Annotated in this window: 29 protein-coding genes; 20 read left to right on the top strand and 9 right to left on the bottom strand. The window is 43.8% G+C overall.

Annotated features, from left to right (window positions below):
• Nucleotides 1–394 precede the first annotated feature (394 nt).
• Nucleotides 395–1,246 carry a deoxyribonuclease IV gene (locus F461_RS0111745; RefSeq protein WP_020001360.1) on the bottom strand — a complete coding sequence of 284 codons (852 nt, stop codon included), beginning with the start codon at nucleotides 1,244–1,246 and terminating at the stop codon, nucleotides 395–397.
• Nucleotides 1,247–1,415: 169 nt separating this feature from the next.
• Between F461_RS0111745 and F461_RS0111740 the strand changes: the two genes are divergently transcribed.
• From F461_RS0111740 to F461_RS0111730, 3 genes are all read left to right on the top strand, one after another.
• Entirely contained in the window at nucleotides 1,416–3,131 is a 1,716-nt protein-coding gene (locus F461_RS0111740) for a YcaO-like family protein (RefSeq protein ID WP_034606387.1), read from the top strand.
• Nucleotides 3,132–3,625: 494 nt separating this feature from the next.
• A complete protein-coding gene (locus F461_RS0111735) occupies nucleotides 3,626–5,368 on the top strand; it encodes a YeiH family protein (protein ID WP_020001358.1) in 1,743 nt (580 codons plus the stop codon).
• Between the two features lie 24 nt (nucleotides 5,369–5,392).
• Nucleotides 5,393–5,635: a hypothetical protein gene (locus F461_RS0111730; RefSeq protein ID WP_020001357.1), complete on the top strand. Its 243-nt coding sequence runs from the start codon at nucleotides 5,393–5,395 to the stop codon at nucleotides 5,633–5,635.
• A gap of 109 nt (nucleotides 5,636–5,744) precedes the next feature.
• On the opposite strand, the gene F461_RS0111725 is transcribed toward F461_RS0111730, so the two are convergent.
• Nucleotides 5,745–6,377 carry an HD domain-containing protein gene (locus F461_RS0111725; protein WP_020001356.1) on the bottom strand — a complete coding sequence of 211 codons (633 nt, stop codon included), beginning with the start codon at nucleotides 6,375–6,377 and terminating at the stop codon, nucleotides 5,745–5,747.
• Between the two features lie 200 nt (nucleotides 6,378–6,577).
• On the opposite strand from F461_RS0111725, the gene F461_RS0111720 reads away from it, so the two are divergent.
• Nucleotides 6,578–6,919, top strand: a complete 342-nt coding sequence (locus tag F461_RS0111720; protein WP_020001355.1) for an ArsR/SmtB family transcription factor — start codon at nucleotides 6,578–6,580, stop codon at nucleotides 6,917–6,919.
• A gap of 13 nt (nucleotides 6,920–6,932) precedes the next feature.
• Nucleotides 6,933–8,150, top strand: coding sequence for a permease (locus tag F461_RS0111715; RefSeq protein WP_020001354.1), 1,218 nt, complete (start codon nucleotides 6,933–6,935; stop codon nucleotides 8,148–8,150).
• Nucleotides 8,151–8,297: 147 nt separating this feature from the next.
• Here the strand turns inward: F461_RS0111715 and F461_RS0111710 are convergent, their stop codons facing one another.
• Nucleotides 8,298–8,909 carry a DUF2238 domain-containing protein gene (locus tag F461_RS0111710; protein ID WP_020001353.1) on the bottom strand — a complete coding sequence of 204 codons (612 nt, stop codon included), beginning with the start codon at nucleotides 8,907–8,909 and terminating at the stop codon, nucleotides 8,298–8,300.
• A gap of 211 nt (nucleotides 8,910–9,120) precedes the next feature.
• Between F461_RS0111710 and F461_RS0111705 the strand changes: the two genes are divergently transcribed.
• Nucleotides 9,121–9,801, top strand: a complete 681-nt coding sequence (locus F461_RS0111705) for a substrate-binding periplasmic protein (RefSeq protein ID WP_073020874.1) — start codon at nucleotides 9,121–9,123, stop codon at nucleotides 9,799–9,801.
• Nucleotides 9,802–9,850: 49 nt separating this feature from the next.
• On the opposite strand, the gene F461_RS0111700 is transcribed toward F461_RS0111705, so the two are convergent.
• The gene (locus F461_RS0111700; protein WP_020001351.1) at nucleotides 9,851–10,114 is read right to left on the bottom strand and encodes an RNA-binding regulator; all 264 of its coding nucleotides are present in this window, start codon (nucleotides 10,112–10,114) and stop codon (nucleotides 9,851–9,853) included.
• 354 nt (nucleotides 10,115–10,468) lie between these two features.
• On the bottom strand, nucleotides 10,469–11,068 hold the full coding sequence (locus F461_RS0111695) for a hypothetical protein (RefSeq protein WP_020001350.1): 600 nt from the start codon (nucleotides 11,066–11,068) through the stop codon (nucleotides 10,469–10,471).
• Between the two features lie 174 nt (nucleotides 11,069–11,242).
• Here F461_RS0111695 and panC point away from each other — a divergent pair, with 174 nt between their 5' ends.
• The 4 genes from panC (at nucleotide 11,243) to F461_RS17785 (ending at nucleotide 15,084) form a co-directional block, all read left to right on the top strand.
• On the top strand, nucleotides 11,243–12,091 hold the full coding sequence (gene panC, locus F461_RS0111690; RefSeq protein WP_020001349.1) for a pantoate--beta-alanine ligase: 849 nt from the start codon (nucleotides 11,243–11,245) through the stop codon (nucleotides 12,089–12,091).
• A gap of 11 nt (nucleotides 12,092–12,102) precedes the next feature.
• Nucleotides 12,103–12,792, top strand: coding sequence for a DUF502 domain-containing protein (locus tag F461_RS0111685; RefSeq protein WP_020001348.1), 690 nt, complete (start codon nucleotides 12,103–12,105; stop codon nucleotides 12,790–12,792).
• Between the two features lie 16 nt (nucleotides 12,793–12,808).
• On the top strand, nucleotides 12,809–13,978 hold the full coding sequence (gene metK, locus F461_RS0111680; protein WP_026364747.1) for a methionine adenosyltransferase: 1,170 nt from the start codon (nucleotides 12,809–12,811) through the stop codon (nucleotides 13,976–13,978).
• A gap of 329 nt (nucleotides 13,979–14,307) precedes the next feature.
• The gene (locus F461_RS17785) at nucleotides 14,308–15,084 is read left to right on the top strand and encodes a DUF4344 domain-containing metallopeptidase (RefSeq protein ID WP_020001346.1); all 777 of its coding nucleotides are present in this window, start codon (nucleotides 14,308–14,310) and stop codon (nucleotides 15,082–15,084) included.
• A gap of 199 nt (nucleotides 15,085–15,283) precedes the next feature.
• Here the strand turns inward: F461_RS17785 and F461_RS0111670 are convergent, their stop codons facing one another.
• Together F461_RS0111670 and nth are read right to left on the bottom strand one after the other, a co-directional pair.
• Nucleotides 15,284–15,847, bottom strand: a complete 564-nt coding sequence (locus F461_RS0111670; protein ID WP_143154741.1) for a hypothetical protein — start codon at nucleotides 15,845–15,847, stop codon at nucleotides 15,284–15,286.
• Nucleotides 15,848–15,998: 151 nt separating this feature from the next.
• Nucleotides 15,999–16,637 (bottom strand): endonuclease III, encoded by a 639-nt coding sequence (nth, locus tag F461_RS0111665; RefSeq protein WP_020001344.1) that lies wholly within the window; start codon nucleotides 16,635–16,637, stop codon nucleotides 15,999–16,001.
• Nucleotides 16,638–16,902: 265 nt separating this feature from the next.
• On the opposite strand from nth, the gene cutA reads away from it, so the two are divergent.
• The 3 genes from cutA (at nucleotide 16,903) to F461_RS0111650 (ending at nucleotide 19,085) form a co-directional block, all read left to right on the top strand.
• Nucleotides 16,903–17,214: a divalent-cation tolerance protein CutA gene (cutA, locus tag F461_RS0111660; protein WP_020001343.1), complete on the top strand. Its 312-nt coding sequence runs from the start codon at nucleotides 16,903–16,905 to the stop codon at nucleotides 17,212–17,214.
• A 13-nt stretch (nucleotides 17,215–17,227) separates the two neighbouring features.
• On the top strand, nucleotides 17,228–18,154 hold the full coding sequence (locus F461_RS0111655; RefSeq protein ID WP_020001342.1) for a carbohydrate kinase family protein: 927 nt from the start codon (nucleotides 17,228–17,230) through the stop codon (nucleotides 18,152–18,154).
• Between the two features lie 451 nt (nucleotides 18,155–18,605).
• The gene (locus tag F461_RS0111650; protein WP_020001341.1) at nucleotides 18,606–19,085 is read left to right on the top strand and encodes a ferritin-like domain-containing protein; all 480 of its coding nucleotides are present in this window, start codon (nucleotides 18,606–18,608) and stop codon (nucleotides 19,083–19,085) included.
• Between the two features lie 444 nt (nucleotides 19,086–19,529).
• On the opposite strand, the gene F461_RS0111640 is transcribed toward F461_RS0111650, so the two are convergent.
• Nucleotides 19,530–19,733, bottom strand: coding sequence for a heavy-metal-associated domain-containing protein (locus F461_RS0111640; protein WP_020001339.1), 204 nt, complete (start codon nucleotides 19,731–19,733; stop codon nucleotides 19,530–19,532).
• A 199-nt stretch (nucleotides 19,734–19,932) separates the two neighbouring features.
• Here F461_RS0111640 and F461_RS0111635 point away from each other — a divergent pair, with 199 nt between their 5' ends.
• The 6 genes from F461_RS0111635 (at nucleotide 19,933) to F461_RS0111610 (ending at nucleotide 24,001) form a co-directional block, all read left to right on the top strand.
• On the top strand, nucleotides 19,933–20,154 hold the full coding sequence (locus F461_RS0111635) for a hypothetical protein (protein ID WP_020001338.1): 222 nt from the start codon (nucleotides 19,933–19,935) through the stop codon (nucleotides 20,152–20,154).
• A gap of 64 nt (nucleotides 20,155–20,218) precedes the next feature.
• Nucleotides 20,219–21,571 carry a tRNA (N6-isopentenyl adenosine(37)-C2)-methylthiotransferase MiaB gene (gene miaB / locus F461_RS0111630; protein WP_020001337.1) on the top strand — a complete coding sequence of 451 codons (1,353 nt, stop codon included), beginning with the start codon at nucleotides 20,219–20,221 and terminating at the stop codon, nucleotides 21,569–21,571.
• Nucleotides 21,565–22,149: a bifunctional nuclease family protein gene (locus F461_RS0111625; protein ID WP_020001336.1), complete on the top strand. Its 585-nt coding sequence runs from the start codon at nucleotides 21,565–21,567 to the stop codon at nucleotides 22,147–22,149. The genes miaB and F461_RS0111625 overlap by 7 nt, the downstream gene beginning before the upstream one ends.
• Nucleotides 22,150–22,365: 216 nt before the next feature.
• Nucleotides 22,366–22,704 (top strand): DMT family transporter, encoded by a 339-nt coding sequence (locus tag F461_RS0111620; RefSeq protein WP_020001335.1) that lies wholly within the window; start codon nucleotides 22,366–22,368, stop codon nucleotides 22,702–22,704.
• Nucleotides 22,697–23,029: an SMR family transporter gene (locus tag F461_RS0111615; protein ID WP_020001334.1), complete on the top strand. Its 333-nt coding sequence runs from the start codon at nucleotides 22,697–22,699 to the stop codon at nucleotides 23,027–23,029. Before F461_RS0111620 ends, F461_RS0111615 begins: the two co-directional genes overlap by 8 nt.
• A 120-nt stretch (nucleotides 23,030–23,149) precedes the next feature.
• Nucleotides 23,150–24,001 (top strand): hypothetical protein, encoded by an 852-nt coding sequence (locus tag F461_RS0111610; protein WP_020001333.1) that lies wholly within the window; start codon nucleotides 23,150–23,152, stop codon nucleotides 23,999–24,001.
• A gap of 92 nt (nucleotides 24,002–24,093) precedes the next feature.
• On the opposite strand, the gene rbr is transcribed toward F461_RS0111610, so the two are convergent.
• A complete protein-coding gene (gene rbr / locus F461_RS0111605) occupies nucleotides 24,094–24,678 on the bottom strand; it encodes a rubrerythrin (RefSeq protein WP_020001332.1) in 585 nt (194 codons plus the stop codon).
• A gap of 281 nt (nucleotides 24,679–24,959) precedes the next feature.
• Here rbr and F461_RS0111600 point away from each other — a divergent pair, with 281 nt between their 5' ends.
• Nucleotides 24,960–25,613, top strand: a complete 654-nt coding sequence (locus F461_RS0111600) for a histidinol phosphate phosphatase domain-containing protein (protein WP_020001331.1) — start codon at nucleotides 24,960–24,962, stop codon at nucleotides 25,611–25,613.
• The last annotated feature ends 28 nt before the right edge of the window (nucleotides 25,614–25,641 follow it).

Genomic DNA, 25,641 nt, shown 5'->3' with positions numbered 1-25,641 from the left:
CAACACAGCACAACACATCCCCAAACATTATCAGATTTCTTATAATAAATATATGTTCTACAAAAAAAAGCTGACACCATTTCGCGTTGACAGCTGAAAGATACAGAACCCAACCATCTGAACCTCCCCAAAGCTACCCTGGTATTTACAGTGACATACGAGTTTAGCCCCCGAAAAATGTCTTCTGCATGCATCCCTACAAACCAGATCACTTATTGCATCAACATCGCGAAACAATGTCAGCAAGTAACTACTAAAATGAGAATATCGCCAAGACAAGCAAAAAAGTCATTATTCAGTAAAAACTATAGAGTTACAAACACACCCAACCACACTTAGTGACATTGTTTGCTCGATTTTTTTTGACATCTTCTACCTAGTATATACGTCACGCCTATGCGATACGTAATCGGTACAGTACCTCCAGATTTTTTATATCTTCAGCAAGGTCCTCTCCTTTAGGAGTTTCAAGCACCATAGGTAAATCAATAAATCTTGGATCATTTACTAAACGTGCAAAAGTTTCCTCTCCCAATAATCCCTGCCCGATGTGGTCATGTCTATCAAGATGACTCCCCAACGCACCTTTAGAGTCATTAATGTGCATAAATTTCAGCCGGTTCATACCGACAACTGTTTCAAACTCTGCAAATGTCGCCGCATATCCTTCTTCTGTCGCAAGATCATATCCAGCGGCATATGCATGACAAGTATCAATACACACGCCAAGCCTATCAGCCTTAGCAGAACTCTGTAAAATAGCAGCTAGCTCTTCAAAAGATCGCCCGAGCGTCGTACCTTGCCCTGCTGTATTTTCCAATAACACCATGACGCGATTGGTACGGGACTCAACCAATGCTCTATCCAGATTTTTTGCAACCCGTTCTAAGGATTCTTCAACTCCGCCTCCCAGATGGGCACCGGGGTGCATCACAACATATGGAATATTTAGTTGCTCTGCGCGCTCAAGCTCATGTGTAAACGCTGCAACAGACTTCTCCACCCCCTCCTCTTTCGGAGAACCCAGATTGATAAGATACGAATCATGCGCCGCAATCGGATAGTTCCCCCACTCTGCGCAAGCTCCAAGAAATGCATCTATCTGTTTTTGCTCCAACGGCTTGGATTTCCACTGCCGTTGATTTTTCGAGAATATCTGTAAGGCCGTTCCGCTCACACGCATTATACGCTCAACAGCTTTTTCCAACCCACCCGCAATAGACATATGGGCACCAAAATATGGCATGATTTCCCCTTATATTAAGTATTAACTGTATGTTGCACGCAGGCTCAGGGCATCAATGTACAAAGACTTTGGTACAGCGTGTTAGTATCCATTTATTGTTCACGGCATCCATTGTCCACAGTAAAAACATACGCTATAACGCCTCATTCATAGCATATGGGAGTATAGGATGTCGTCACCAATGAAATACAAATTTAATCTTTCTGACACAGTAGGCACTGTTGGATACGTTTCCTGTGAACCGCCAGCAGATATGACCTTTGATGAAGCACTCGCATATCTTGAAGAGCACCCGCTTGACGATTTTATGCACAAACACCTGCTCACAACCATCCGGACATTTGATCAAAAAAAGTTCAAAACCCTACTTAACACAGCAGTAAAAGAGTACACTGTCATTAAGCCTGTTCTTGCGGCACTACTCTACGAAACATGTTTGCTGTACGGTAAATTTTCCAAATTGCTTGCGTTGTTTCCAAACGATGCCACAGAACAATTACAGGAACATACTCCTCTTATATATATCCGTTGGTATAAACGCGAAGACAAATACGACCATATTGCATGGATTACCAAATTTAAAGAAAACATTCACGAACATAGAATGCTACCCTTACCGGATGTTGCAGAAGATTTCGATCTTCCGATGCTTTATGAACCAAACACTGAGGAATTCATAACCGCCGCAACAATTCGTGAGGAACTGCTGAAGACACCATATGACACCCCGTGGACTCGCCCCCCTGCTCAGGACACAACAGAGCTCGCACTCAAAAGGTTAAACCAAACGCCACTGTTTGCTGATGTTGAAATGCGTCATATCGCATCTCTGTCACCAATTGCTCTTCTGCGCCGCTGGAATATTGATCTTACCGTTAAAAACGGAGCTCTGGACTACACCCTGCAAGGCCATGCCACATCATACGGCCGTGGACTTGCCCTCGTAGACGCACGGGTCGGTCTGACCATGGAAATTGTAGAGCGCTCTTCTTCATTTGTTTCTTTTGACCACACAGGTGTACTTAACTCGCTGAAAGAGCATCCCCTTACACATGCCAGGTATTCAGAACTTATGGCTCAGGGAATAACAGCATTTGACCCTAATTTACTTTCTCTTGAAGTCCCATACGAAGATGAAAAGCTCTACTGGATAGAGGGCCATACACCAAAGCTTAATGGAGAAGGATACGAGCCTATCCTCGTACCAGTCCAGATGGTGTACATGTTCTGTAACTTAGATGAAATATCACTCTTCTCTTCACCGGGATCAACAGGCCTTGCTTCGGGAAACATCCTTGAAGAAGCTAAGGTTGCAGCGCTTATGGAAATTTTTGAACGCGACGCAGAAGCAACAAAACCATTCAATAAAAAAGAATGCTTTATCCTCACCACGGAAGACCAAAAGCTCAATATGCTGCTAAACGACTACGCAGCACGCGGCGTTCATGTCATGTTTCAGGACATCACAACTGAATTCGGTATCCCCTGCTACTATGCATTTGTCATGGGCAAACGCGGCGAAGTATACCGTGGTACAGGATCTGGTTTAGATGGCAGAAAGGCCATTGTATCTGCCTTAACAGAAACCCCATACCCATATCCGCAAAGCCCGCCGTCTGCACCAGCACTTCACGGCATCGAAACACGAAAACAGGGAGAGCTTCCTGACGTTTCTATGGAAGACCCTATCCGCAACTTACAGATGCTTGAAAAAATGCTCATCGCGAATAACAGGCGTCCTGTCTATGTTGAACTTGCGCGAAAAGACCTCCAGTTCCCAGTGGTCAAGGCGCTCATTCCAAACATGGAGCTAACAGCAGATTTCGACTCATTCACCCGCGTGAGTCACAGGCTGTTTACTAACTATCTGCGTATGGAAGAGTAACTGAAATTACGGTGAGGCAACGCCGATGAAGGCCTCTACTCCATTTACAATGCAGCCAGAGTTTTCCGGAAGGAAAACTCTGGCTTTTTTCTGTCATTCAAATCACCGTGCAGCGCCTGCCTTACAACAAAGACCTCACCCCTTTTTCTCTTTTATAGACATTCTTTGTTTTATTTACAGGTAATTATTGACATTATTACCATTTTACATCTTATACTATTCAATAAATTAGCAGCATGAGCATCGCTAAACTGATTATTACACGTCACCTATCCTAATTTGTACTTGTTCAGCCACTCCTCAATTCTGCTTCGATTACGTCACCTGCTCACCTGCCCCCGTGTTTACAGAGGTATCCGGCATTATAATGCTACAGGCATATCCCGTCTTTTTTCATAACGGCAAATAGACGGTTCCTCTTATGTCTGTATTGTTACTGCCCATGTTTATTGTAGCGTACATGACATTGCTACTTTTAATAAGGAGGAATGGTAATGGCAGAACAAAACAAACAACCAGATGTTGTTGTTGATAAAGGACATGCCAGTTGGTCTGACTTAATCAAACTTGAAGACTATTGGGCTATATGGCTTGGTTTTGCTATTCTGGTCATCGGTCTCATTATTTATCTACCTAATGAACCAAAGAATTTACACACAACTATTGCAGCGTCTAACGCAATTATGGAGCTGGAAGCGAACAAAGCACCATTTAAAACTATTGAATATTACAAGGCTGCGGACGCAAAGAACTTAAAAGCAACGTCCTCTTCTATTGCAAAAATAATTAAAAAATTCCAAAGCAAACCACATGGCTGGTCTACTAATCTGCTTGACACATTCTTTATGGATAGCAAACGGGCCGGGGATAAAAAATCCGCCGCTGTTATTAAGTACGAAAAAGCTAAACAAGCTGCTGCAGAAGCTCTCGAAACAGCAACTATTGCGCAGAAAGCTGCTGCTGAAGCAAGCTTTAGCAATGCAGAGCTAAACCAGAAAGCGTCAGACGCAATCAGTGATTGGCGCAACAAAAAATTTGCAGCAGGTAAAGCTAAAAAGAAAACAAAAGTAACAGCATACAACCAGATTACATGGCTTATTCTGCTGTATATTGTTCTCGGTATCTTCTTTGCTATTGGCCGCGGAGCTATGGGACACAGCCCTGTTAAGTTCTTCATTGGCTTCTTCTTCGTTTTCGCAGTTGCCACACTCGCATATGTAGCAGCACAGCAAAGTACCATGAAAGGACTTGGTATCGGATACGCAGCATGGGCAATACTATTCGGCCTTCTCATCTCGAACACAATAGGTACCCCCAAGTGGGTAATGCCTGCCGTTCAAACAGAGTATTTTATCAAAACCGGACTTGTTCTTCTGGGTGCGGAAGTACTCTTCAGTAAAATCGTAGCGATTGGTATCCCCGGTATTTTCGTAGCATGGGTGGTAACACCGATTGTGCTCATTTCCACATTCATTTTCGGTCAGAAAGTGGTAAAAATGCCATCGAAAACACTGAATATAGTTATCTCTGCAGATATGTCCGTTTGTGGTGTTTCCGCAGCTATTGCCACCGCAGCAGCCTGTCGTGCTAAAAAAGAAGAGCTCACCCTTTCAGTTGGTCTTTCTCTGGTATTCACATCCATCATGATGATACTTATGCCTGCATTCATTAAAGCTGTAGACATGCCATTCATTCTCGGTGGTGCCTGGATGGGTGGTACAATCGATGCCACAGGCGCAGTAGCCGCAGCTGGTGCTTTCCTTTCACAAAAAGCACTGTACGTTGCTGCAACTATTAAAATGATCCAGAACGTGCTTATCGGCATAACAGCATTCGGTGTTGCTATTTACTGGTGCGCCCGCGTTGATTGTACCCCTGGCCGTTCTGTAAGCGCATGGGAAATATGGTACCGGTTCCCAAAATTTGTGCTCGGCTTCCTTGCCGCATCCGTATTATTCTCTTGGATTTACGCATCGATGGGGCCGGATGTTGGCTACGCAATGGTTGACCATGGTGTAATCCGCGGCTTCTCAAAAGCTTTCCGTGGCTGGTTCTTCTGCCTCGCCTTCGTATCCATCGGTCTTGCGACAAACTTCCGAGAGCTTGGTCATTACTTTAAAGGCGGCAAACCGCTGATCCTGTATGTCTGCGGTCAGACCTTCAACCTTATGCTTACACTGACAATGGCGTACATTATGTTCTACGTGGTATTCCCTGAAATCACTGCGAAGATCTAACGTAAAACGATAAAGGACAACCATATGCAAAAAAGCAGCGCTAACCGCTTTTTATCGTTCGTATCCGGAGCTTTCATAATCTGGCTGTTTATGTTCGTACTCTCTCCGATGCTGCTTAACCATGTTGAATCTGCCAACACTCTTGCAACGTTCATTGAGCAAAACGACATTAACTCCGGAGCAATTTACTGGACAGATGTTGAAATAACCGCCGATGCAGAGCTGGGGGCACGGTCCACTGTAACGTATCTCCCGAAAGGGAAGTAATAGAACAAATAAAAAAGGGAGCGGTATGGTACCGCTCCCTTTTTTTGTATATTCATTGCACCTTCACCTACAGGAGAATCCCCTCGCAGACTATGTGCTTCAATGTAGCTTACTCAGCTTTTTTTTTACCGTTCTTACGTGCCCACCAACTTCTGTCAGGACCTTTGTACCACCAGTCCGTGTGGTCTGTTTCAGTGATACGTTGAGCAAGTTCACGACCTACTTCTGTACGCAGACGCGGCAAGGCGCCCTGTATCCACTTCCCTGCGTACTTATTACCTAAATCAAACTCTTCCTTAAGATTCAGGATAAGGTCAATCTGGTCTGCATCCTGAGCAAGTTTCGATTCTGGAGATTCCGCTTCTTCCAGCTCATCCCAGTACGGCAAAACCAGAGACTCAAGCCCGGTTCCTTCCAGCGCATGTTCAAATGCCGCTTTTGGGTCGCTAGTATTGTAAATACGGTTTACGTAGTTGAAGTCGCCAATTCGAGCCTCATGAAAATCATGGAACAGACACATCATTGCCGTATGAACAGGGTCTGCTCCTGCTTCATTAGCAAGAACAAAACCAACAATGGCTGTTCTAAAAGAATGCTCTGCAACGTTCTCGCTGCCGGAACCCAAAAACTGATACCCACTACGCGGAGTCTTGCGCAACATACCCGCTTCAAACAAAAAGTCAGCGAGTCGGGTAAGCTTCTCACGTCCTTGTAAATTTACCTGAGGATCACAGGCTGTCATCATCTATCTCCTGTCCTGATCAAAACATGATGCTCTATTAGCTGAATATTTTACCTTTTGCTAAAATACTCTCGTATAAAAGCATTTGCCGCAATTCATACGCTCTTTACGCATCACTGTACAGCCGCACATTTCTCATAAGAGCATATTGACAGCATACTCATATAGCCATATTGCTAAATGGCTATTCAGGAGAATACATGGATAACTTCATTAGAATTACAAAGGCACTATCTGATCCCACACGAGTTCGTATACTTGGGTTACTGCTCGATGGAGAAGTTTGCGTATGCAACATTGCGAGAGTTGTGGGCGTGGCACAACCTACAGTTTCGCGTCATTTAAAACAGTGCACCGATGCCGGATTGACCATCGGGCGCAAGGCTGGCGGATGGACGCATTATCGCCTCGCAACAGACAGCACTGACATTTATATTTCAACGTTTTTAGAGTTGCTGCAGCAAGCTGTAAAAACAGACGACGAATTTATGGCATTACAGGAAAATTTACAGACCTTGAAAAAGGCAACAACCATTCTTTAACGAGGGCATGACTATGAAACCACTGGAATTCACCCCACCAAAACAAAAAGAAGAAAAATGCTGCTGCTCCACATCTGGCCAAACTCCAGATAACAGCGGAGAGTTCGCAGCCAAAGCATTCGGTACTCCCCAAAAGGAAAACGAAGTGCCAATAAACCCATTTGCATCACCATGCGCTTGCGGTTCCGCTCCCGTACAGGATAAAAAAGCACGTTTTTCACTTTCCTTCTACGGTATTGTCGGAACAGTTGTCCTGATAGGATGGGGGTTACTCTACTCCCAGTTACCAAGCATTGCGGACGCCCTTACAGGTATGGTTCCCGGCGTTACTGCTGGCAGCCATCTCTCAGAATCAATCCGGTTCTTCTTATATGATACTCCAAAAATTCTGCTGTTACTAAGCCTGGTAGTTTTCGCAGTAGGTATTCTTCGCACATGGATTACACCGGAACGCAGCCGCAAATACCTTAGCGGAAAAGAGTCTCTTGGCAATGTTATTGCGGCATGTGTAGGTATTGTCACACCTTTCTGTTCCTGCTCTGCGGTACCGCTCTTTTTAGGGTTTGTTGCAGCAGGCATTCCGCTTGGCGTGACATTCTCATTCCTTATTGCAGCGCCGATGGTGAACGAAATTGCACTGGTTTTACTGTACGGTTTATTCGGATTCAAAGTTGCAGCCTTATACCTTGTCACTGGCGTTACCATCGCAGTTATTGCGGGATGGGTACTCGGAAAAATGAAGCTGGAGAACTTGCTGGAACCATGGGTTCGCCAAATTCGTGATGACGGTAGCAACAAGTCCCCGGTATACCCAAGCTTTGCTCACCGCTTAGATTTCGCATGGGATTCTGTTGTAGATATTCTGAGCAAAACATGGCTGTACATTGTTATTGGTATCGCAGTTGGAGCAGGTATCCACGGTTATGTTCCAGAAGGTGCCATGGCTTCCATCATGGGCAAAGACGCATGGTGGAGTGTTCCTGCTGCAGTCGCCATTGGTGTACCAATGTATGCCAGCGCTGCAGGTATCATCCCGATTGTTTCTGCATTGCTGGGTAAAGGTGCGGCGCTGGGTACCGCGTTAGCTTTTATGATGTCCGTTGTGGCGCTCAGTCTTCCTGAAATGGTTATTCTTAGAAAAGTGCTCAGCATAAAGCTCATCTCTATTTATGTAGCTATTGTTGCTTCCGGCATCCTGCTTGTGGGCTTCTTATTTAACATTGTTATTTAGAGACGCAACACATCAAAAAATACAAAAAAAGCGTCATGGAGTTTTCCATGACGCTTTTTTTTGCATTAAAGACAAAGCTGCTTAACCGACATCCCCCAGCCCCAAATGCCTATGTTCTCAAAATGCAACCATGTCTCCCTATAAAAATTACCCCCGACTACCCCACCGTTTTCCGAACACCCAAAAAAGAATCAGTGTCGCTAATGCTCCAAGCGTATCTGCGAGCATATCCTTTTGAGCATCCCAGACGTCACCCTGACTGCCTAAGAATTCAAGACCGGACTTGCCCCCCTCAATTACGGCATATTGCCATTCCACAATCTCATACGCCGCCGCAACGGACATAATGCTGAATAAGGCAAAAAGAGTTGTCACAATTGGACCGGCCAACTTTCTCCGAACAAACAGTTCTGCAATCGGATACGCATAAAACCCAACAGCAAAATGCCCTATCCTATCAAAATGATTACGTTCAAACCCCAATAAATCTGTCACCCACTCAAAAGGAACACCTGCAAAGGTGTAATGCCCACCAATGGTATGCCAAAACAACCAGACCGCCATTAGGCCGTACGAAATGTTTGAAAATCTAAAAAGCGGAAAGGTGATACAAAGCAAAAGAAAAATTCCGGCAACAGGGATAACCTCAGCTACCCACACTTCTCTTGATACAGGCGCGATGCCCATTATACCAAAGAAAAAAATAAAAACTACGGCAAGAATAAATGGAAAATTCTGTGCAGTAAAAATCCGACTCATGACTTCCTCCAAAAATATGCGCTGCGATAATGTATTGCAAAAAGTATTATGAAATTATAACATTAAAAATTAGCTTCACCACACAAAAATATCGTTCAGCATATACACTACGGGGCATTTTATGCAGCTACGATTTCGCATTCTTATAAAATTTACGTTCATATGCCATCTCTTTTTTTCTATTCTACCCGTCTCTGCATACAGTAGACCTGTGCTTTTTATTACAGAACATATCCCGCCGCTTGCATACACTCATAACGGTACGTTACGAGGGTATAATGCTGACTTAATAAAACGTATCTGGGAAAAGATGGAACTTCCAGAACATACTATAAAGATCCAGCCCTGGCCTCGTTCCGTTAAAGATTTTGACTCTAACGTTCCCACTTGCCTTTTCCCGGTCGGTATCACAGCACAACGGAAACAATACCGATATGTCACTACACCAACAGCTGTTACGGTAGCGATAATTACACATAAAAAAAATAAAAAGCTCTTCGATACACCATCAAAAGTTAAACATGCCCGCATTTGTGTTGAAAAGGCTTCAAGTATTCTGCCGTTATTGCGCAAACTCGGTTATACAGAAAAGAATTTTGAATTCGCTTCAAGCTTTCCCAACAATGTTCACAAATTTTTCAAGGGACGTGCCCCACTCATTGCCGGTGGCATTTCAAACATCCTATACAACTATCATCTCATTGGTGGCACCCCATCAGATCTGCGCGTTCTCGAAATTGTCAAACAAGTACCTAACGGATTCTTATTTAACAATGCAGTTCCGCAGCAATTTGTTGATGATTTTAGAAAAGCCATGGAAGAGATTGTAAGTTCTGGTGAAGCAACAGAGATCTACAATAAAGATATGTTGTATTACTCACCTTCAAAATAATGCATAAAAAAAAAGCCCACCGATGGTGGGCTTTCACTTTTACGATAGCTTAGTAGCGAGGACGACGTTCACGCGGGCGAGCTTCGTTAACCTTGAGGTTACGTCCATCATGTACGCTGCCATTGAGAGCATCAATTGCTTCAAGAGCGCCATTATCTTCCATTTCAACAAAACCAAAACCACGGGAGCGGCCGGTTTCACGATCTTCAATCACACGTGCAGAAATAACTTCACCGTATTCTTGAAAAAGATCACGCAAATCATCATCACCAACAGACCAGGCAAGGTTGCCAACATAAATGTTCTTAGACACAAAAAAACTCCAAAAAATAAAAAACGAATGCGCGTACGCATCAACAAAAGGAGTAAACCTACAGGGCCACCCCTTCTCCAAACCAACGATAGAAATGTGCAGACTACTGCATTCTACCTATGTATAGCGTAACCGCCGATAACGCATCTACGCTTTAACATTTGTCTAAACATCGAGGCGACAACCCAAAATTTGCGTCATGCCAAGAGTAACACCCGTAGCACAAGTATTGATCTTTTGAAAATGAAATATTTCAATTACTAACATACCAATGAAAAAAATAACCAGTATCTAATTCATACTGGAAAAAGCTCATGTATCTCTCACAACCGGTCTTTGCCGCAACGGTCAAGTCTAATCCCTTGCTTCCAATAAAAAAATGGTCGCAGGGTTAACCATAAACAGCTGACTTTGCTTCAACTCATCCTCTCGAGTACAAAAGCCATTTTGCGGAAGTGCATATGTTGCATTTTTCTCTAAGCTGGAATCAATGAACCGAATTTCGCTTCCAACAAATTCTTTTACTGCAGTCCAGTGGGTAATAAGTGGCGCACCACGAAACGGTAAAAAACGTTTGAATTGCAACACTACCCCTTTCCCTCCGGCCTTTTCATAAAGGCTTGTTCCTTTACCTTGTTCGACAGGACTCCACGCCTTAACAACCTTGAGTACATCAGCAATACTGGCCTTCCCATCTGGAAAAGGTTGTGTATAGTGTATTGACGTACCTTCACTGCGTATCAAGTTAATAAAGGACTGAACCTCTGCAATGTAGTCGGTGCGGTTGCAGACGATATTTTCCCAACTTTCAGCATCCCGTGAAAAACTCAGCAGACCTGCATGAAACAACTTACGCGCTTCCCAGTGATTAATACCATGAGTTCGCTGCATCGCATTAAGCACTGCATATAACGCACAAAAATTATCGAGTTTGCCTTGAAACAATGCTTCCATCAAACCTCCCCCCCCTCTCTAAAAATCTTTCAGAACTACAGATGTGACATAAACAAGTTGCGCTAGCAAGAGGATCACTCCACCAATAACTATAACCCTCATTCATCCTTTTTTAACTAGACAAGTTACTTTTATACGTATATTACGTCTTCAAATATATCTGGATAAATTGATATGCAAATAGTTACATCACCTGCTGAATTACAGAAAATATGTCTTCAATGGCGCTGCGAAGGCCTGAAGGTTGGCCTTGTACCTACTATGGGCTACTTTCATGAAGGGCACAAAAACCTCATGCGCATTGCCCGTGAAAAGTCGGACAAACTTGTTGTCAGTCTTTTTGTAAACCCGACCCAGTTCGGTGCAAACGAAGACCTTGACGCCTATCCGGCTGACCACGATAGCGATGCAAATATAGCACGCTCACTAGGCGCAAATATTCTTTTTATTCCAGAACCGGGAAGCATGTATGCCGAAGACCACGCTACATGGGTTGAGGTACCGCAGCTTGCTAAAGGACTGTGCGCTATTAGCCGTCCTACACATTTCAGGGGCGTATCAACCGTTGTAACCAAACTTCTGATACTAACCCTGCCAGAATACGCTGTTTTCGGTGAAAAGGACTGGCAGCAACTTGCAATTATCCGACGCCTGACTCAAGACCTGAACCTTCCGACCACTATTATAAACGGTCCACTTATTCGTGAAGATGACGGACTTGCAATGAGCTCTCGAAACGCTTACCTCACCAAGGAGGAACGCGCACAAGCTAAGCATATTAATGCTGGCATACGGGCTGGTGCAGAAGCGTTCAGACAAGGGGAACGCGATGTTAAACAGCTGAAAGCTGTTATTCGCGAATACTGGGAAAAGCATCTGCCACTGGGCAAAGAAGATTATCTCGAATTTATTGATCCGGATTCTATTGAACCGGTCACAACAATCACCGACAAAGCACGTTGTGCAGTTGCCGTGTTCGTTGGAAAAGCAAGACTGTTAGACAACTGGCCATTCTACCTGTAAACGGAGAAAGCATGACAGCAACGCCGAGAAAAAGGACACTTTGGCAGCACATAAAATACTTTTTACGTGTTAACCTTATTGCCGGTTTTCTTTTTCTAGCGCCCATTGTTGTAACAGTCTTCATCCTGCGCACCCTCCTTAAATGGGCAGATAGCGCATGGAAATGGATACCGGACTCCATGAGAGTTCTTGAATACTTAGGAATTCCCGAAACCGGAACAGGCATCATACTTGTTTTTATCATCTTAGTTTTCACCGGCTTATTGGTTCGCAACTATGTAGGTAAAATAATAGCACGTACAATTGAAAAAATAATTCTTAAGCTACCGGGGATAAACCGGTTTTATTCTGCCACGAATCAACTTTTCATTAGCGTCTTTAAAAGTCCTGCAAAAGAGTTTAAACAAGTTGTTCTTATTGAATACCCACGCCACAGGCTGTACGCATTGGCGTTTGTTACAGGTATCGCCGTTGGCGAAATTCAACGAAAAACGGAAGAAGAAGTGCTGAACGTTTTTGTTCCCACAACACCAAACCCTACTTCCGGTTTTTACTTGATGGTTCCACAAGAGGACACTATCAAGCTTGATATTTCCGTCGAAGATGCCTTCAAAATTCTCATTTCAGGCGGCATTCTTAATCCTGAATCTCCAGAACTGAGACCTAGAAAAAAATCAATCACAACCACATCATCTGATTAGAGGAGCTTCCATAATGATGATCAACAACAAGGGTAAATATTACTTTACCTCTGAGTCTGTTACTGAAGGCCACCCAGATAAAGTTGCTGACGCGATTTCTGATGCGATTCTTGACACCATCATGGCTCAGGACCCAGAATGTCGTGTTGCTTGTGAAACTCTGGTTACAACAGGGATGGCTGTCATCGCCGGCGAAATCAGCACCACTGGCTACGCTGACTTCCCAACTGTAGTTCGCGACACTATTCGTGAAATCGGCTACACAAGCTCTGACATGGGCTTTGATGCAGACACTTGTGCAGTACTCTCCTCTATTGATAAACAATCCCCAGACATCGCACAGGGTGTTGATCAGACTGCCCCTGAAGATCAGGGCGCAGGCGATCAGGGCATGATGTTCGGTTACGCATGTAACGAAACTCCTACCCTTATGCCAGCTCCTATTTACTGGTCTCATAAACTTTCCGAACGCCTCACCGCTGCCCGTAAAAATAACGATCTCGACTTCCTCCGCCCTGACGGAAAAACAGAAGTTTCCTTTGAATACGTCGACGGCAAACCAACCCGCATCGATACTGTCGTTATTTCTTCCCAGCATAAAGACGGCGTATCTCAGGACGACATCGTTGACGGCATCCGCGAAGAGGTTATCAAAAAGACTCTTCCTGAAGACCTCATCGACAGTGCTACCCGTATCTTCATCAATACCACTGGTCGTTTTGTAATCGGCGGTCCTATGGGAGACTGCGGTCTTACCGGCCGTAAAATCATTCAGGACACATACGGCGGCATGGGTCACCACGGTGGCGGTGCATTCTCCGGAAAAGACCCGTCCAAAGTTGACCGTTCTGCTGCCTACATGGGGCGTTACATTGCTAAAAACGTTGTTGCTGCTGGCCTCGCACCTACCTGTGAAGTTCAGATTGCATACGTTATCGGCGTTGCCGAACCTGTATCCGTTCTTGCTACTTCTTTCGGGACTTCTGAAATTCCGGATGAAATTCTTACGAAAGCAGTTAAAGAAGTATTTGACCTGCGCCCTTACGGCATCAGCAAAACTCTTGACCTCAAGCGTCCTATCTACAAAAAATCTGCATGCTACGGTCACTTCGGTCGTGAGCTTCCTGAATTCCGTTGGGAAGCAACAGACGCAGTTGACGCACTTCGCACTGCTGCGAAAATCTAGCTGCTACGTATATTACAAAAAAGAAAGGGTGGAGCTTCTGGCTCCACCCTTTCTTTTTTTCAGCTAGTTGAGTTATCTTTTTTATCAAAATGCCTCCAACATGGAGAACTCTGCTCTTCCCACCGAGAGAGACCATGCTCTCGACTAACCTTAGCGGAGACAATACACGTCACGTGCTTGATCAGGGCTATAAACTACCTGATTAGCCATAGTGACATCCCCCCCCGTTGACGTCCCTGTAAAGAAGAACAACCATACACTATAATTGTTTGTAACGACTGAAGTTAATAGAAATTGATATCCATAAAGAGTAACGGTACAGTGCTAGTATGCGTATGTATTATTTTTGCATGCTTCGCACTATTGCAGCCCTCTTGTTTACTCTTGCCGCATGTGCTTTGCTCACTCCAGACACCGCCACTGCCAAAGGCAGATTGCGCATAGTATATGATCTTCCCGAACCGGAAGACGTGGCGGCAGCACGCACTATTCATCAATCAGAAGTTGCAGAAGAAGTTGCACAGATAGTTGAAGACTGGAATCTACTTGCTGAAGATGTGACGTTACGGTTCGGCACCCAACTCGGACCCCATTTTGCTGTACTGCAGAACGGCAAGTTGGAAATTCAAATTCCATATGAATTCTTCAGCAACACCAAAAATCTCTTTGCTGAAAAAAAATACGTCGCCCAAAAAGATCCTGCAACATCTGCTTTAAATACACTGCACCACGCTATATATCATGAATTAGGGCATGCAATAATTTATTCTCAGCCAACGGGTATTACAGAAAGTATGGAAGAAGACGCCGTTGATACTCTTTCGGCAATCCTTCTTATCAGCGTGTACGAAGATGGAGCTAAAATCGCAGCCAGCGCGGCAAAGGCTTTTCAATTACTTGCAACGGAGCCAGAATCTACACTAAACATTCAAGGCGACATTCGCCGCGTTCAGGAAATCAATTGCCTCATCTACGGAAGCAATCCTGAAAAGTATCAAAACTTGCTAGAAGACCTTCCCACAAACAGTGACACTATATGCCCTGCCAGATTTCTTAAGCATCACAAGCTATGGGAAAAAATTCTTAAAATTCCGTTGCCGGACTAATATTCCATCCGAGGCCATCCCTTACTCTTTCCCTTCAGCTATGAACAACCACACCTATTGATTCACTTTTGCCACAGTATAAAAGGCCAGTAGTCACACTCTATCCTATTCCACAGTAGGTTAACCAAAAAAGCCAGAGTTCTCTTCAGAGAACTCTGGCTTTCATATACCGGATCTTTCAGACAACCTACAACACAAATTAGACCCGGATAGAAATTTTAACTGGCGCACTCTGTGCTTTTACTGCAACGGGTTCACTCACAGGCACTGAAGGAACTGAAGGTGTTGATGTGGCTGACACAGCTTCAGAAATAGTTTCTAATGCAGCCTCAACTGCGTCTTGAACTGCTTCAGCTTTATTTCTTTTTTCAACTGACGCGTCATTATTTTTATGGATCTTTTTATTTTTCCGATTTGTATACATGGCATTAACTCGATTTCTGAGAGTGGCACTGCTTGCTTTCCCATCTGGAGAATTTGGATCCGTAGCAAGAACTTGCGTACCTATAAGTGAGGTCAATGCCCCTTTTTTGCTCGCAAGCAACGAGTCAACTGCCACCATAGATTCACGTCGTGCTTGAAGATACTCAGAATGATCCGTCTGCTGATCAACAAACAAATTTGAAACCACGCTACCACTGGCAGACTTTTTTTGCATAGTAGTCTGCGCGGTTTTTTGTAATTGTGCCATGTCCACCGGTTTGTTTAACAAAGAGTTTACTAACGACATACTGACGGCCTTTCTTATAAATTTAAAACGCATATAATGGATGCACTATAACTACTTATCGTCGTAATCAATAAAACTTTAACATAAAATGAATATTATTAGTATATTAATTAGACAATTCCATACCAAAAAGGGAGTAAATATATATTTTATCACCACACATATGCTAGTAAAAATTTAATGGCTACTTTTTCACTCCATTCTTAGGACAAAACTCTTCCATCTCGCAGAGATCGCACTGTGGACTACGGGCTATACAGACATCACGCCCAAACGAAACCAGCATATGGTTTACAAAACCCCACTCATCTTTTGGGAATAACGGTAACAAATCTTTTTCAACAATGGTCGGATTAGTCGCCTTTGTCAGTCCAAGGCGAAATACTATGCGTTTCACATGAGTATCAATCGCTATACCTTCATTTATACCGTACCCATTCCAAAGCACAACATTTGCGGTTTTACGTGCAGCACCAGCAAGAGTGATGACCTCTTTCGAAGTTTTTGGAATTTCCCCACCATAAACTTCCACAACGCGCTTTGCAGCCGCCACGATATTTTTTGCTTTATTACGGTAAAATCCTGTAGAGCGTACAACCTCTTCCACATCTTGAACATCAGCCTCTGCCAGTTCGTAGGGTGTAGGCCAACGGTCAAACAACACAGGCGTAACCTTATTCACACGCTCATCAGTGCACTGAGCTGAAAGCACTGTGGCTACAAAAAGCTCCCATACTGTTGAAAAATGTAAATGAGTCGATTTTATTGGATATCGCTTATGTAATCGCGCTAACATTTCCAGCGCCCGTTCTTTCTTACGCATTTTTTCTCCAGACAACCCCATGGCATGCCACGTATTTTCTATTAACAATCTAAAAAAATACTTTTTTAAACAAACCTTATAATTCCATGCAGTTTTGCAGCAGAAACACGCTTTGGCAAGTTTCAATGTCATGAAAACATGCAAAAGCTACCTTCAACCGCTGCTCATACTTTTTCTACTGACACACGTTGAACAATTGCTCTCACTCTTAACTTTTTGTACTGTCCTTTTGTTGTTAACTGCACTTCAACAAAATGGAGATGCCATGTCTTTTCTCGTGTATATGACGGTTTCAACTCCTGAAGAAGCACGGTCTATCGGTAAGGAGCTTGTTTCACAAAACCTTGCCGCATGTATCAATATTATTCCCGGCGTAGAATCGATCTACAAATGGGAAAATGAAGTGCAATCTGCACATGAAGTTGTCTTGATTGCAAAAACATCAGAAGCCAAGGTCACCGCACTTACACAAACTGCGCAAAAACTGCATAGCTACGATGTACCCTGTATAGTATCTTTACCAATCACAGGCGGAAACCCTGACTTTTTGTCCTGGATTGAACACGAAACCTGCTAGGAGCATTAGTTCAATGGCCATTTATGTATTCGGCTCTCTCGCTTATGACCGCATTATGAACTTCGACGGAAAATTTGCTGACCACATCCTCCCTGACAAAATCCACATGCTCAACGTATGTTTCTTTATCGAACGTCTTGAGGAAAAACTTGGCGGTACCGCAGGAAACATTGCTCACTCTCTCGCACTGCTCGGCGAAAAACCAACCATTCTGTCCACTGTTGGTAAAGATTTTGACCGCTACAAAGAAGTTTTGGAAAAACAGAGTATTTCACTTGATGGAATCCGTGTTGTTGATGATCTTTTCACCGCCAATTGCCATATCACAACAGACCAGAGCGACAACCAAATCACGGGATTCCATCCGGGCGCGATGATTCATCCATGTAACTATGAATTCCCGACCATATCCAAAGAAAATGACATTGCAATCATTGCACCGGGCAACAAAGATGACATGATGAATCTGCCTAAGTATTTTCGAGAAAACGGCATCCGCTACATTTTTGATCCAGGTCAGCAAATTACAATATTCTCCGGTGAAGAACTGCTTGAATGCATTGAAGGTGCTCACATGCTCGTTTCTAACGACTACGAGCTTGAACTCATTAAAAATGCTACCGGCCTATCAAAAGAACAACTTCTGGAAAAATGTGATTACATTATCACAACACTCGCAGAAAACGGCTCCCGTATTGATAATGGCAGCCCTGTAGAGGTTGGCATTGCAAAGCCAAAAGATGTTGTAGACCCGACAGGCTGTGGTGATGCATTCCGTGCAGGACTCATCAAAGGAATTATCAACGGTAAATCAGTAGAAGAAGCCGCCAAGCTTGGTGCAGTAAGCGCAAGCTTTTGTGTAGAACACTATGGCACCCGCGAACATTCCTTTACTCAAGAAGAATTCGACGCACGTTACGCTGAAGCTTTCAAAGCCTAAATTCTGCTCAATAGAGTTTGTGGAGCTTTTTATGTTCCCAGCAGTTGTGGTGAGCTGTTAAAATAGCCACCACGAATATTCGCTGCGACTTCCCTTCTGTTTTTCTCGGGTTGCGACTAGATAGGCGCAACCCGTTTTGTTATAGTATACGCGTAGAAGCACCATCTACAAAAAAAGGCTACCTTTCAACATTTCGTCTCGTTATGGTACCTCTCATCCAAATCCCCCTGTAAAATCTGGTAGGTTGGACTTCAAAGAAGACAACATCCTAACCACACAGGATAGAGATAGAAGGTGCAACTTTGATACAAAGTACGTATGCATTGACGATTTGGTCTTTTCCTGTACACAATTAAAATAGATCTCAACAAATCATCATATACTACGTGCCGGACGGCACCAGAGACGATGTCCGGAACGTATCACGCAACAACCAAGACAAGGAGATATCATGGCAAGTTTTTTCCGAGCTAACGAAATAGCCAAGATTGCAGTAGAAATAGAAAAAAAAGGCCGAGAATTTTATCTGCGTCTGGAAGAGGCCGCCAAGACCCAAAAAACACGTGAACTATTCCACTATCTGGCTATTGAAGAAACTAGACATCAGGGAATCTTTCAGGCTCTCACAGATCGGCTCGGTCAAATCGAGTTACCAGCATGGGCCACAAGCGAAGAATTCGGTGCGTACATCCAAGGACTGATCGAATCACATGCCCTTTTCTCCGACGAGGCTGTGGAAAAAAGAGTGGCCATAATGGAAGATGAAAAAGAGGCCATACGAATGGCCATGAGCTTTGAAAAGGACACCCTGCTGTTTTTTATTGAGATGGAAGACTTTGTTCCGGATTCCGAAAAAGAAGCTATTCGCGAATGTATTCAGGAGGAAAAACGCCATCTCATCAAACTTCAATCCATGTATTCACAGGTATAGCACGTACAGAGAGGTTGGGCACTGAACACTCAATCCACTCTATGAAAGCATCCATTTCTCGAGGTGAAAAGTTTTTTCTGGAGTATGAAACAGCAAAAAACAAGGCCCTTTTGTTGAACTGCTAGAAATACATTCAAAAAGAATTCTTTTTGCCCGAACCGATGCATTCCAACCACCAGATTTGATTTCTGCATTTTTTTATATTCCTCAAAAAAGGCTTAGAAGGTAATCCTTCTAAGCCTTTATATTCTTGGGATGAGTTGATGAGAATCAACAACTCCGCAGAAAAATGTTGGAGCCGTATCATTAAACGCACTTCTGAAACGGCAAAAGGCATGGACAAGATGTGTCAACTCTCACACCGTGATCAATAGTAAGAAGCCATATGATTCACTCAAAAAATTCAAGCCGCCTTCATAGACCTCTTCTGCCTTGCAGCTCGAACTAATTACCTTCCGGTTCGTAGCCAGCCTCTTTGATCATTTCTTCGATAATTGCAGGATCAACACACTCTGTTGGGCCATAAGTTACTTCACCTGTTGCGTAATTAACGTTAACCACTTCGACACCGTCAGCAGTTTTAACAACTTCAGATATGGTTGCAGCGCAATCAGGACTTTTCATTCCGGACACTTTGATTGTTGCCATAATTTTCTTCTCCAACTTGTAGAATGTGATACTCGGCAGAACATAAAGAGCACCAAATAATTATACCTATCTGGTATATCGTGTAATTCCGACCATGCCAATAGGAAATACAAACGGCTCCACTTGCACCCGCAACTGTTATACCGTATTGATACTCACCGCATTCACGCGGCAACGATACCTTTTACGGAGAGTGTTCATGAACGATATGCTGGCACTTGATTTTTCCAATACCGGATATATCTACATGTTTCTTATATGGTCTGTCGCAGGAATTATCGGGGCTATCTTTGCCCACAAAAAAGGACGTAATCCTTTCTTCTGGGGAATCCTTTGTCTGATTATTCCTATGGCACTTTTTGCCATTGGCGGAATGCGTGCACCGGGAGAACCAGTACCGGAACGATTCCGCGACGAATAACTCAACAACTCTCCTCAATAATACACTGCCCGTCTGCAAGCACGGACGATAACGAGATACTTTTATGATTGAACGTAAATTTCATATAATGACTTTCGGCTGTCAAATGAACGTCAGCGATTCTGACTGGCTGAAACGTACTCTGGCATCCAGAGGCTTTACGGAATGTGAAAATCCGGAAGATGCTTCTGTTTTCATCGTAAATACATGTTCTGTCCGAGAAAAACCCGAGCAGAAAGTATATAGCCTTTTAGGCCGTATCAATGTCATGACCAAAGGCCGCGAGGATGTCATTGTTGCCGTAGGCGGCTGTGTTGCACAGCAGGTTGGCCGTGGGTTTTTCAAACGGTTCAAGCAAGTTCGTCTTGTTTTTGGCACAGATGGCCTCTCTTCTGCACCGCAGGCACTTGACCGTCTTGTTGATGACCCATCCTTACGCATGAGCCTTCTTGATTTTTCCGAAGAGTATCCAGATCGCGATGGAAACTGGAGCGATTCAGAAGCTCCTGTTTCCAGTTTCGTTAATATTATGACCGGCTGTGATAACTTCTGCGCATACTGCATTGTTCCGTACACCCGAGGGCGCCAGAAATCTCGTCCTACTCAGGCAATTATTGATGAATGTAAGGATCTACTTTCCCGCGGCACTCGTGAAATTACGCTGCTCGGACAAAACGTAAACTCCTTCGGACAAGACAGCCATGGAGACGGAACTTCCTTTACGGAGCTGCTGTACAAAATTGCAGAACTTGACGGACTTAAGCGTCTACGTTTTGTGACATCACACCCTAAAGATATTGCTGATGAAGTTATTGAAGCATTTGGTAAACTGGATGTGCTTTGCCCACGCCTCCATCTGCCGCTACAGTCCGGTTCTGATACCATTTTGAAAAAAATGGGCCGTAAATACGATATCAAAAAATACCTGACCATTGTCGAGAAACTTAAAGCTGTTCGCCCTGACATCCAATTAACGACTGACATGATCATCGGCTTTCCGGGAGAAACAGAAGAAGATTTCCTTGAGACTATGCGCATTGCAAAGATTGTGGACTACGCACAAAGTTTTTCTTTCAACTACTCTGATCGTCCGGGAACAAAGGCCGAGATGCTTCCGGAGAAAGTGGAAAAGAAAGTAATGCAAGACCGTCTTGCACGCTATCAAGCCTGGCAGACTGATAATACTGAACGTATCCTTCAATCCATGGTAGGTAAAAAACTGGACATTCTTTTCGAAGGAGTCAGCAGACATCCCGGAACAGAGGGCGTGTCTTGGCAAGGTCGGGATATATATGGTCAGTTGGTGATCGTTACACTGCCAGAAGGCGAAGACGTTACAGGAAAAGTTCTTCCTGTAACTGTCGTCAAAGCCACCAGACACTCTCTCATTGCTGAAAAGGCAGGAGACACATGGTAAGAATGGAAGTCGCCGGACTTTCGCTTGATAAAAAAACCCGAGCCCCGATACTTATTCTGAAAGATCTAGCAGGCGAGAGAATGCTGAATATCTGGATAGGTGCAATGGAGGCAATGGCCATTTCCATCTTCCTGAATCAAGTGGAAGTTCCACGCCCCCTGACACATGACCTTATGCTCCACAGCATAGAGGAACTAGGTGCTCAGCTACTTGGGGTAGACATAGTTCGCGTTGAAAACGGAACATACTTTGCTGAATTAGATGTTGATATGGGCGGCAGGCGCAGTCGGATAGACTGTAGACCATCTGATGCCGTGGCACTTGCCCTGCGCGCAGGAATACCAATTCTTGTGTCTAGAACAGTTTTGGAAACAACTGACACGGCAACCGGACATTCCCCGCAGCCACACGATCCAGCAACAGACGGTGCAGCGCAAATGATGCGTTCCGCACAGGACAGTCAAAAGACGCTGGAAGACTCAAGGCGTGTCGCACAAGTTACTGACCCTAAAAGAGATGACGAGTCTCTTACTGACCTGCTAAAAAAAATGCAGCCGGACACCAAATATAGAATGTAGCAAAAAGCGCTCTACCTTATAGGGCGCTTTTTTATGCATTATTTTCATTTACCTTTGCCAAGCATCGGATAATAGTCGCTTCCTACAGATATTTCATACCTCGTTGACGCCTCGGCTCCCTCTACATCTCATATCTCATCGTTCTGGATTATCTCAATGAACTATCATCCCAAAAAAAAGGCTATTCCTGCACAGACACAAACGTCAGGAGGAATTATGCTTCGATACTGGCTATTCTTATTGGCAGCAATTCTCAGTGAAACGGCTGGAACAACATCACTTAAAGCATTTGATGATGTTCACTACGGGCAAGCCGGCCTATTGGCCACCAGCACCTTTATCGCTCTGTCCTATTTCCTCTTATCAAAAGCGGTACTGCGTATCCCTCTGGGGATTGCGTACACATGCTGGGAAGGTGTCGGACTGGCGTTAGTGGCAATGACAAGTTTTTTGTTGTTCAATGAGCCAATGCCACCTCTCAAACTTATCGGCATTGGCTGTGTGCTTACAGGCCTTATATGGCTGCATCAAGTAGTGAGGCACTCTAATGACTAATGCTCTATTCTGGATTCTCAGCTCAGTTGTTTTAGACATTGCAGCTAACTGGGCCATCAAACGCTCTCGGGGATTCTCTTTAAAACGCTGGGGAATTCTTTCTATTGTCCTTGTAATCTGCGCATTTTTAATGCTCAAACCTGCCCTTTCATATTTTCACCTGTCAGTTGCATACGCACTGTGGGGGGTAGGCGGCATTGTAGGCAGCTTCATTGTAGATCGCATATTTTTCCACGTGCATCTTAGCCCGCGCATCATTCCACCAATTCTGCTCATGGTTATAGGCATAATACTAATCAACGTCACAACACCGCCTATACGCTAACTTTACAAAAACACAATAACATCTTGTTTTTTATCAACAAAAGCCAACCTACCCTTTCATACTTGTTTGTGGTATGACCCCACAACCATTATAGATTACAGACATAACAGGTGAACACACATGAGTAGACCAGACTCTCCATTAGCCACAACGCTCAAAAATATAAATGCGCTTTTCAACGGAAGAGCAATTGCAGACGACACGAACGTCTGGCGTGTTGCGCCACAGATTTCTGACGCATTTATTGAAGAACTTAAGACTCAATGGTCGAAAATTCGCTCTTCAGCACTCCCAAAAAAATTTCATTCAAAAAATAAAAAGCGTGAAGCACTTCACGATATTTCATTCGTTGTCGATGGTATTGAGATTTTCCCGAAAATCTACACCCGAAACGATTACAAACATACCCTGCTGCATTGCTTCTTTTTTTCTGAAGCCCGTCGCAACTTCAGCACAATGTGCTACCTGATGCAAAACAACATCCCAACAACAGAACCGTTAGCGCTATTGTCCGGCGACAGGTTTCATCCGGGTACAGAATCTGTTCTCTTTACGCGCAAACTTAAAGAAACAGATATCTACTTCTATGACTTCCGTGAAATGCTTCATGACTTCACACAAGAACAACGTAATGCATTTTTTATCCTATTCGGGAAAAAAATGGCAGAATTGCATAATCTTGGAATCTACACAGAAGATACTGACAAAAATATTTCTGTCCGTCCAAACGGCAACACATATGACCTGCATTTTTTTGACTTTGACAGCTTCTACCCATGGCGTTTCTTAACGACAAAGCGCACGAACCATGCGGTGTTGCATAGTCTCTTTTGTAGGCATTATGATGCCAACATAGAGGAATCAGAAATTTTTATTGAAGCATATTTAACAGTCCGGCAACGTCCGGATCTTAAAAAAGAGCTGCTGAAAGCTGTTGAAGACCGAATCGCAACAGGCGGTTCAAAAAAGTAATAAAAAAGGTGAGTGGTACATATCCCACTCACCTTTTTTATTACTTTTTTAAAATAGCACGCATGGCGCGCACTCATATAACTCTCAAGCCATTATGGCATAAAGAATTTTTCGAGACGCACTTCAAAATATTTTTGCGGATGATTACAGGCCGGGCAAACTTCGGGAGCTGCTAACCCTTCATGAACATAGCCACAGTTAATACAACGCCAAGCAGCAGGCTTTGCTTTTTTAAAAATATCACCATTCTCAATAGAGTTCATCATAGCAAGGTAACGCTGCTCGTGATGTTTCTCTGCAATTGCAATGGACTTCATAGTAGCTGCAACGACAGGAAACCCTTCCTGCGCAGCGATCTCTGCAAATTCAGGGTACATTTCCATGTACTCATGACGTTCGCCTGCAGCAGATTCTTTAAGGTTAGTTACAGTATCTGCTATAATACCGGCAGGAAATGCCGCAGTGATTTCAACTTCACTTCCTTCCAAAAATTTGAACAGGCGCTTGGCATGAGCTTTTTCTTGTAATGCAGTTTCCTCAAAAATTTTAGAAATCTGAACATACCCTTCTTTATTTGCGACACCTGCAAAATAATCATACCGGTTGCGAGCCTGAGATTCACCAGCGAATGCTGTTAGGATATTTTTCTCTGTTTTTGTGCCCTTAAGCTTACTCATCTATATGCTCCTTATCTAAATAGTAATTATTCTCATTAATAAATTTTCTTCTATACCATTCACTATGTATGCGCAAGGAAATTTTATCAAAATTATAATTAGACCATATACCGTCTCAAGCACCTATACTATTAATCGACCTCCTGCTGTAATTGCATATACAATTGTGGGTAAGCTCTTTATGGACAAAGAGCCCTGCATCCCCGTATAGAATAACGTGTTGCGTTTATTGCACACTATACCCAACTCCCAAACGCATTCAAACAACAGGATCTTAGATAATGATTGACCTTCATGTTCATACTTCGCTTAGTATGGGAAAGCAGACACCCGCAGCAGCCATGCGGTTTGCCAAGGCAGCAGGGTATCGTGCTATTGCTTTTACCGAGCATGTAGATGCAACCAACATGCGGCAAGTGCTGGAAAGCCTTCTCCCCATGATCCGCACCTACTCTTTATATTCCGGCATTGATTTATATGCCGGTGTTGAGCTTACGCATATCCCTCCTCAACTCATTCCGGATACCATCACAGAAGCACGAGAATTGGGAGCACAAATTATATGCGTACATGGACAAACGCTTGCCGATATTGTGGATGAAGGAACTAATCTCGCTGCAATTGAAGGCGGTGCAGACTACCTTGCTCACCCCGGCCTTATTACAGAACAGGAAGCAGTACTTGCAGCAGAAAAAAACGTTTACCTTGAAATTACCACCCGAGCCGAACACGCATTAACTAACGGCCATATTGCTAAAGTGGCAGACATGACCGGAGCCCCACTTATTATTAACAACGGTGGCTATCGAGGATATGACTTTATTAATAAAGATAGACGACGTGCCATTGCTCTTGGCGCGGGAATGTCTAAAGAACAATATCAGCAAACAGAAAACAACTCACGTATGATCATTTCCAAAATGATGATGTTGTAACCACTTGCCAGCACCTTTTGCTCTCAGG

The sequence above is a fragment of the Halodesulfovibrio aestuarii DSM 17919 = ATCC 29578 genome (genome assembly GCF_000384815.1).
Taxonomy (GTDB): domain Bacteria; phylum Desulfobacterota; class Desulfovibrionia; order Desulfovibrionales; family Desulfovibrionaceae; genus Halodesulfovibrio; species Halodesulfovibrio aestuarii.
This window is presented reverse-complemented; position numbering and strand designations above follow the sequence as displayed.

Coding starts and splice junctions, on each gene's coding strand:
- F461_RS0111745 (WP_020001360.1), bottom strand. CDS start 1,246: ATGCCATATTTTGGTGCCCATATGTCTATTGCGGGTGGGTTGGAAAAA.
- F461_RS0111740 (WP_034606387.1), top strand. CDS start 1,416: ATGTCGTCACCAATGAAATACAAATTTAATCTTTCTGACACAGTAGGC.
- F461_RS0111735 (WP_020001358.1), top strand. CDS start 3,626: ATGGCAGAACAAAACAAACAACCAGATGTTGTTGTTGATAAAGGACAT.
- F461_RS0111730 (WP_020001357.1), top strand. CDS start 5,393: ATGCAAAAAAGCAGCGCTAACCGCTTTTTATCGTTCGTATCCGGAGCT.
- F461_RS0111725 (WP_020001356.1), bottom strand. CDS start 6,377: ATGACAGCCTGTGATCCTCAGGTAAATTTACAAGGACGTGAGAAGCTT.
- F461_RS0111720 (WP_020001355.1), top strand. CDS start 6,578: ATGGATAACTTCATTAGAATTACAAAGGCACTATCTGATCCCACACGA.
- F461_RS0111715 (WP_020001354.1), top strand. CDS start 6,933: ATGAAACCACTGGAATTCACCCCACCAAAACAAAAAGAAGAAAAATGC.
- F461_RS0111710 (WP_020001353.1), bottom strand. CDS start 8,909: ATGAGTCGGATTTTTACTGCACAGAATTTTCCATTTATTCTTGCCGTA.
- F461_RS0111695 (WP_020001350.1), bottom strand. CDS start 11,068: ATGGAAGCATTGTTTCAAGGCAAACTCGATAATTTTTGTGCGTTATAT.
- panC (WP_020001349.1), top strand. CDS start 11,243: ATGCAAATAGTTACATCACCTGCTGAATTACAGAAAATATGTCTTCAA.
- F461_RS0111685 (WP_020001348.1), top strand. CDS start 12,103: ATGACAGCAACGCCGAGAAAAAGGACACTTTGGCAGCACATAAAATAC.
- metK (WP_026364747.1), top strand. CDS start 12,809: ATGATCAACAACAAGGGTAAATATTACTTTACCTCTGAGTCTGTTACT.
- F461_RS17785 (WP_020001346.1), top strand. CDS start 14,308: ATGCGTATGTATTATTTTTGCATGCTTCGCACTATTGCAGCCCTCTTG.
- F461_RS0111670 (WP_143154741.1), bottom strand. CDS start 15,847: ATGCGTTTTAAATTTATAAGAAAGGCCGTCAGTATGTCGTTAGTAAAC.
- nth (WP_020001344.1), bottom strand. CDS start 16,637: ATGCGTAAGAAAGAACGGGCGCTGGAAATGTTAGCGCGATTACATAAG.
- cutA (WP_020001343.1), top strand. CDS start 16,903: ATGTCTTTTCTCGTGTATATGACGGTTTCAACTCCTGAAGAAGCACGG.
- F461_RS0111655 (WP_020001342.1), top strand. CDS start 17,228: ATGGCCATTTATGTATTCGGCTCTCTCGCTTATGACCGCATTATGAAC.
- F461_RS0111650 (WP_020001341.1), top strand. CDS start 18,606: ATGGCAAGTTTTTTCCGAGCTAACGAAATAGCCAAGATTGCAGTAGAA.
- F461_RS0111640 (WP_020001339.1), bottom strand. CDS start 19,733: ATGGCAACAATCAAAGTGTCCGGAATGAAAAGTCCTGATTGCGCTGCA.
- F461_RS0111635 (WP_020001338.1), top strand. CDS start 19,933: ATGAACGATATGCTGGCACTTGATTTTTCCAATACCGGATATATCTAC.
- miaB (WP_020001337.1), top strand. CDS start 20,219: ATGATTGAACGTAAATTTCATATAATGACTTTCGGCTGTCAAATGAAC.
- F461_RS0111625 (WP_020001336.1), top strand. CDS start 21,565: ATGGTAAGAATGGAAGTCGCCGGACTTTCGCTTGATAAAAAAACCCGA.
- F461_RS0111620 (WP_020001335.1), top strand. CDS start 22,366: ATGCTTCGATACTGGCTATTCTTATTGGCAGCAATTCTCAGTGAAACG.
- F461_RS0111615 (WP_020001334.1), top strand. CDS start 22,697: ATGACTAATGCTCTATTCTGGATTCTCAGCTCAGTTGTTTTAGACATT.
- F461_RS0111610 (WP_020001333.1), top strand. CDS start 23,150: ATGAGTAGACCAGACTCTCCATTAGCCACAACGCTCAAAAATATAAAT.
- rbr (WP_020001332.1), bottom strand. CDS start 24,678: ATGAGTAAGCTTAAGGGCACAAAAACAGAGAAAAATATCCTAACAGCA.
- F461_RS0111600 (WP_020001331.1), top strand. CDS start 24,960: ATGATTGACCTTCATGTTCATACTTCGCTTAGTATGGGAAAGCAGACA.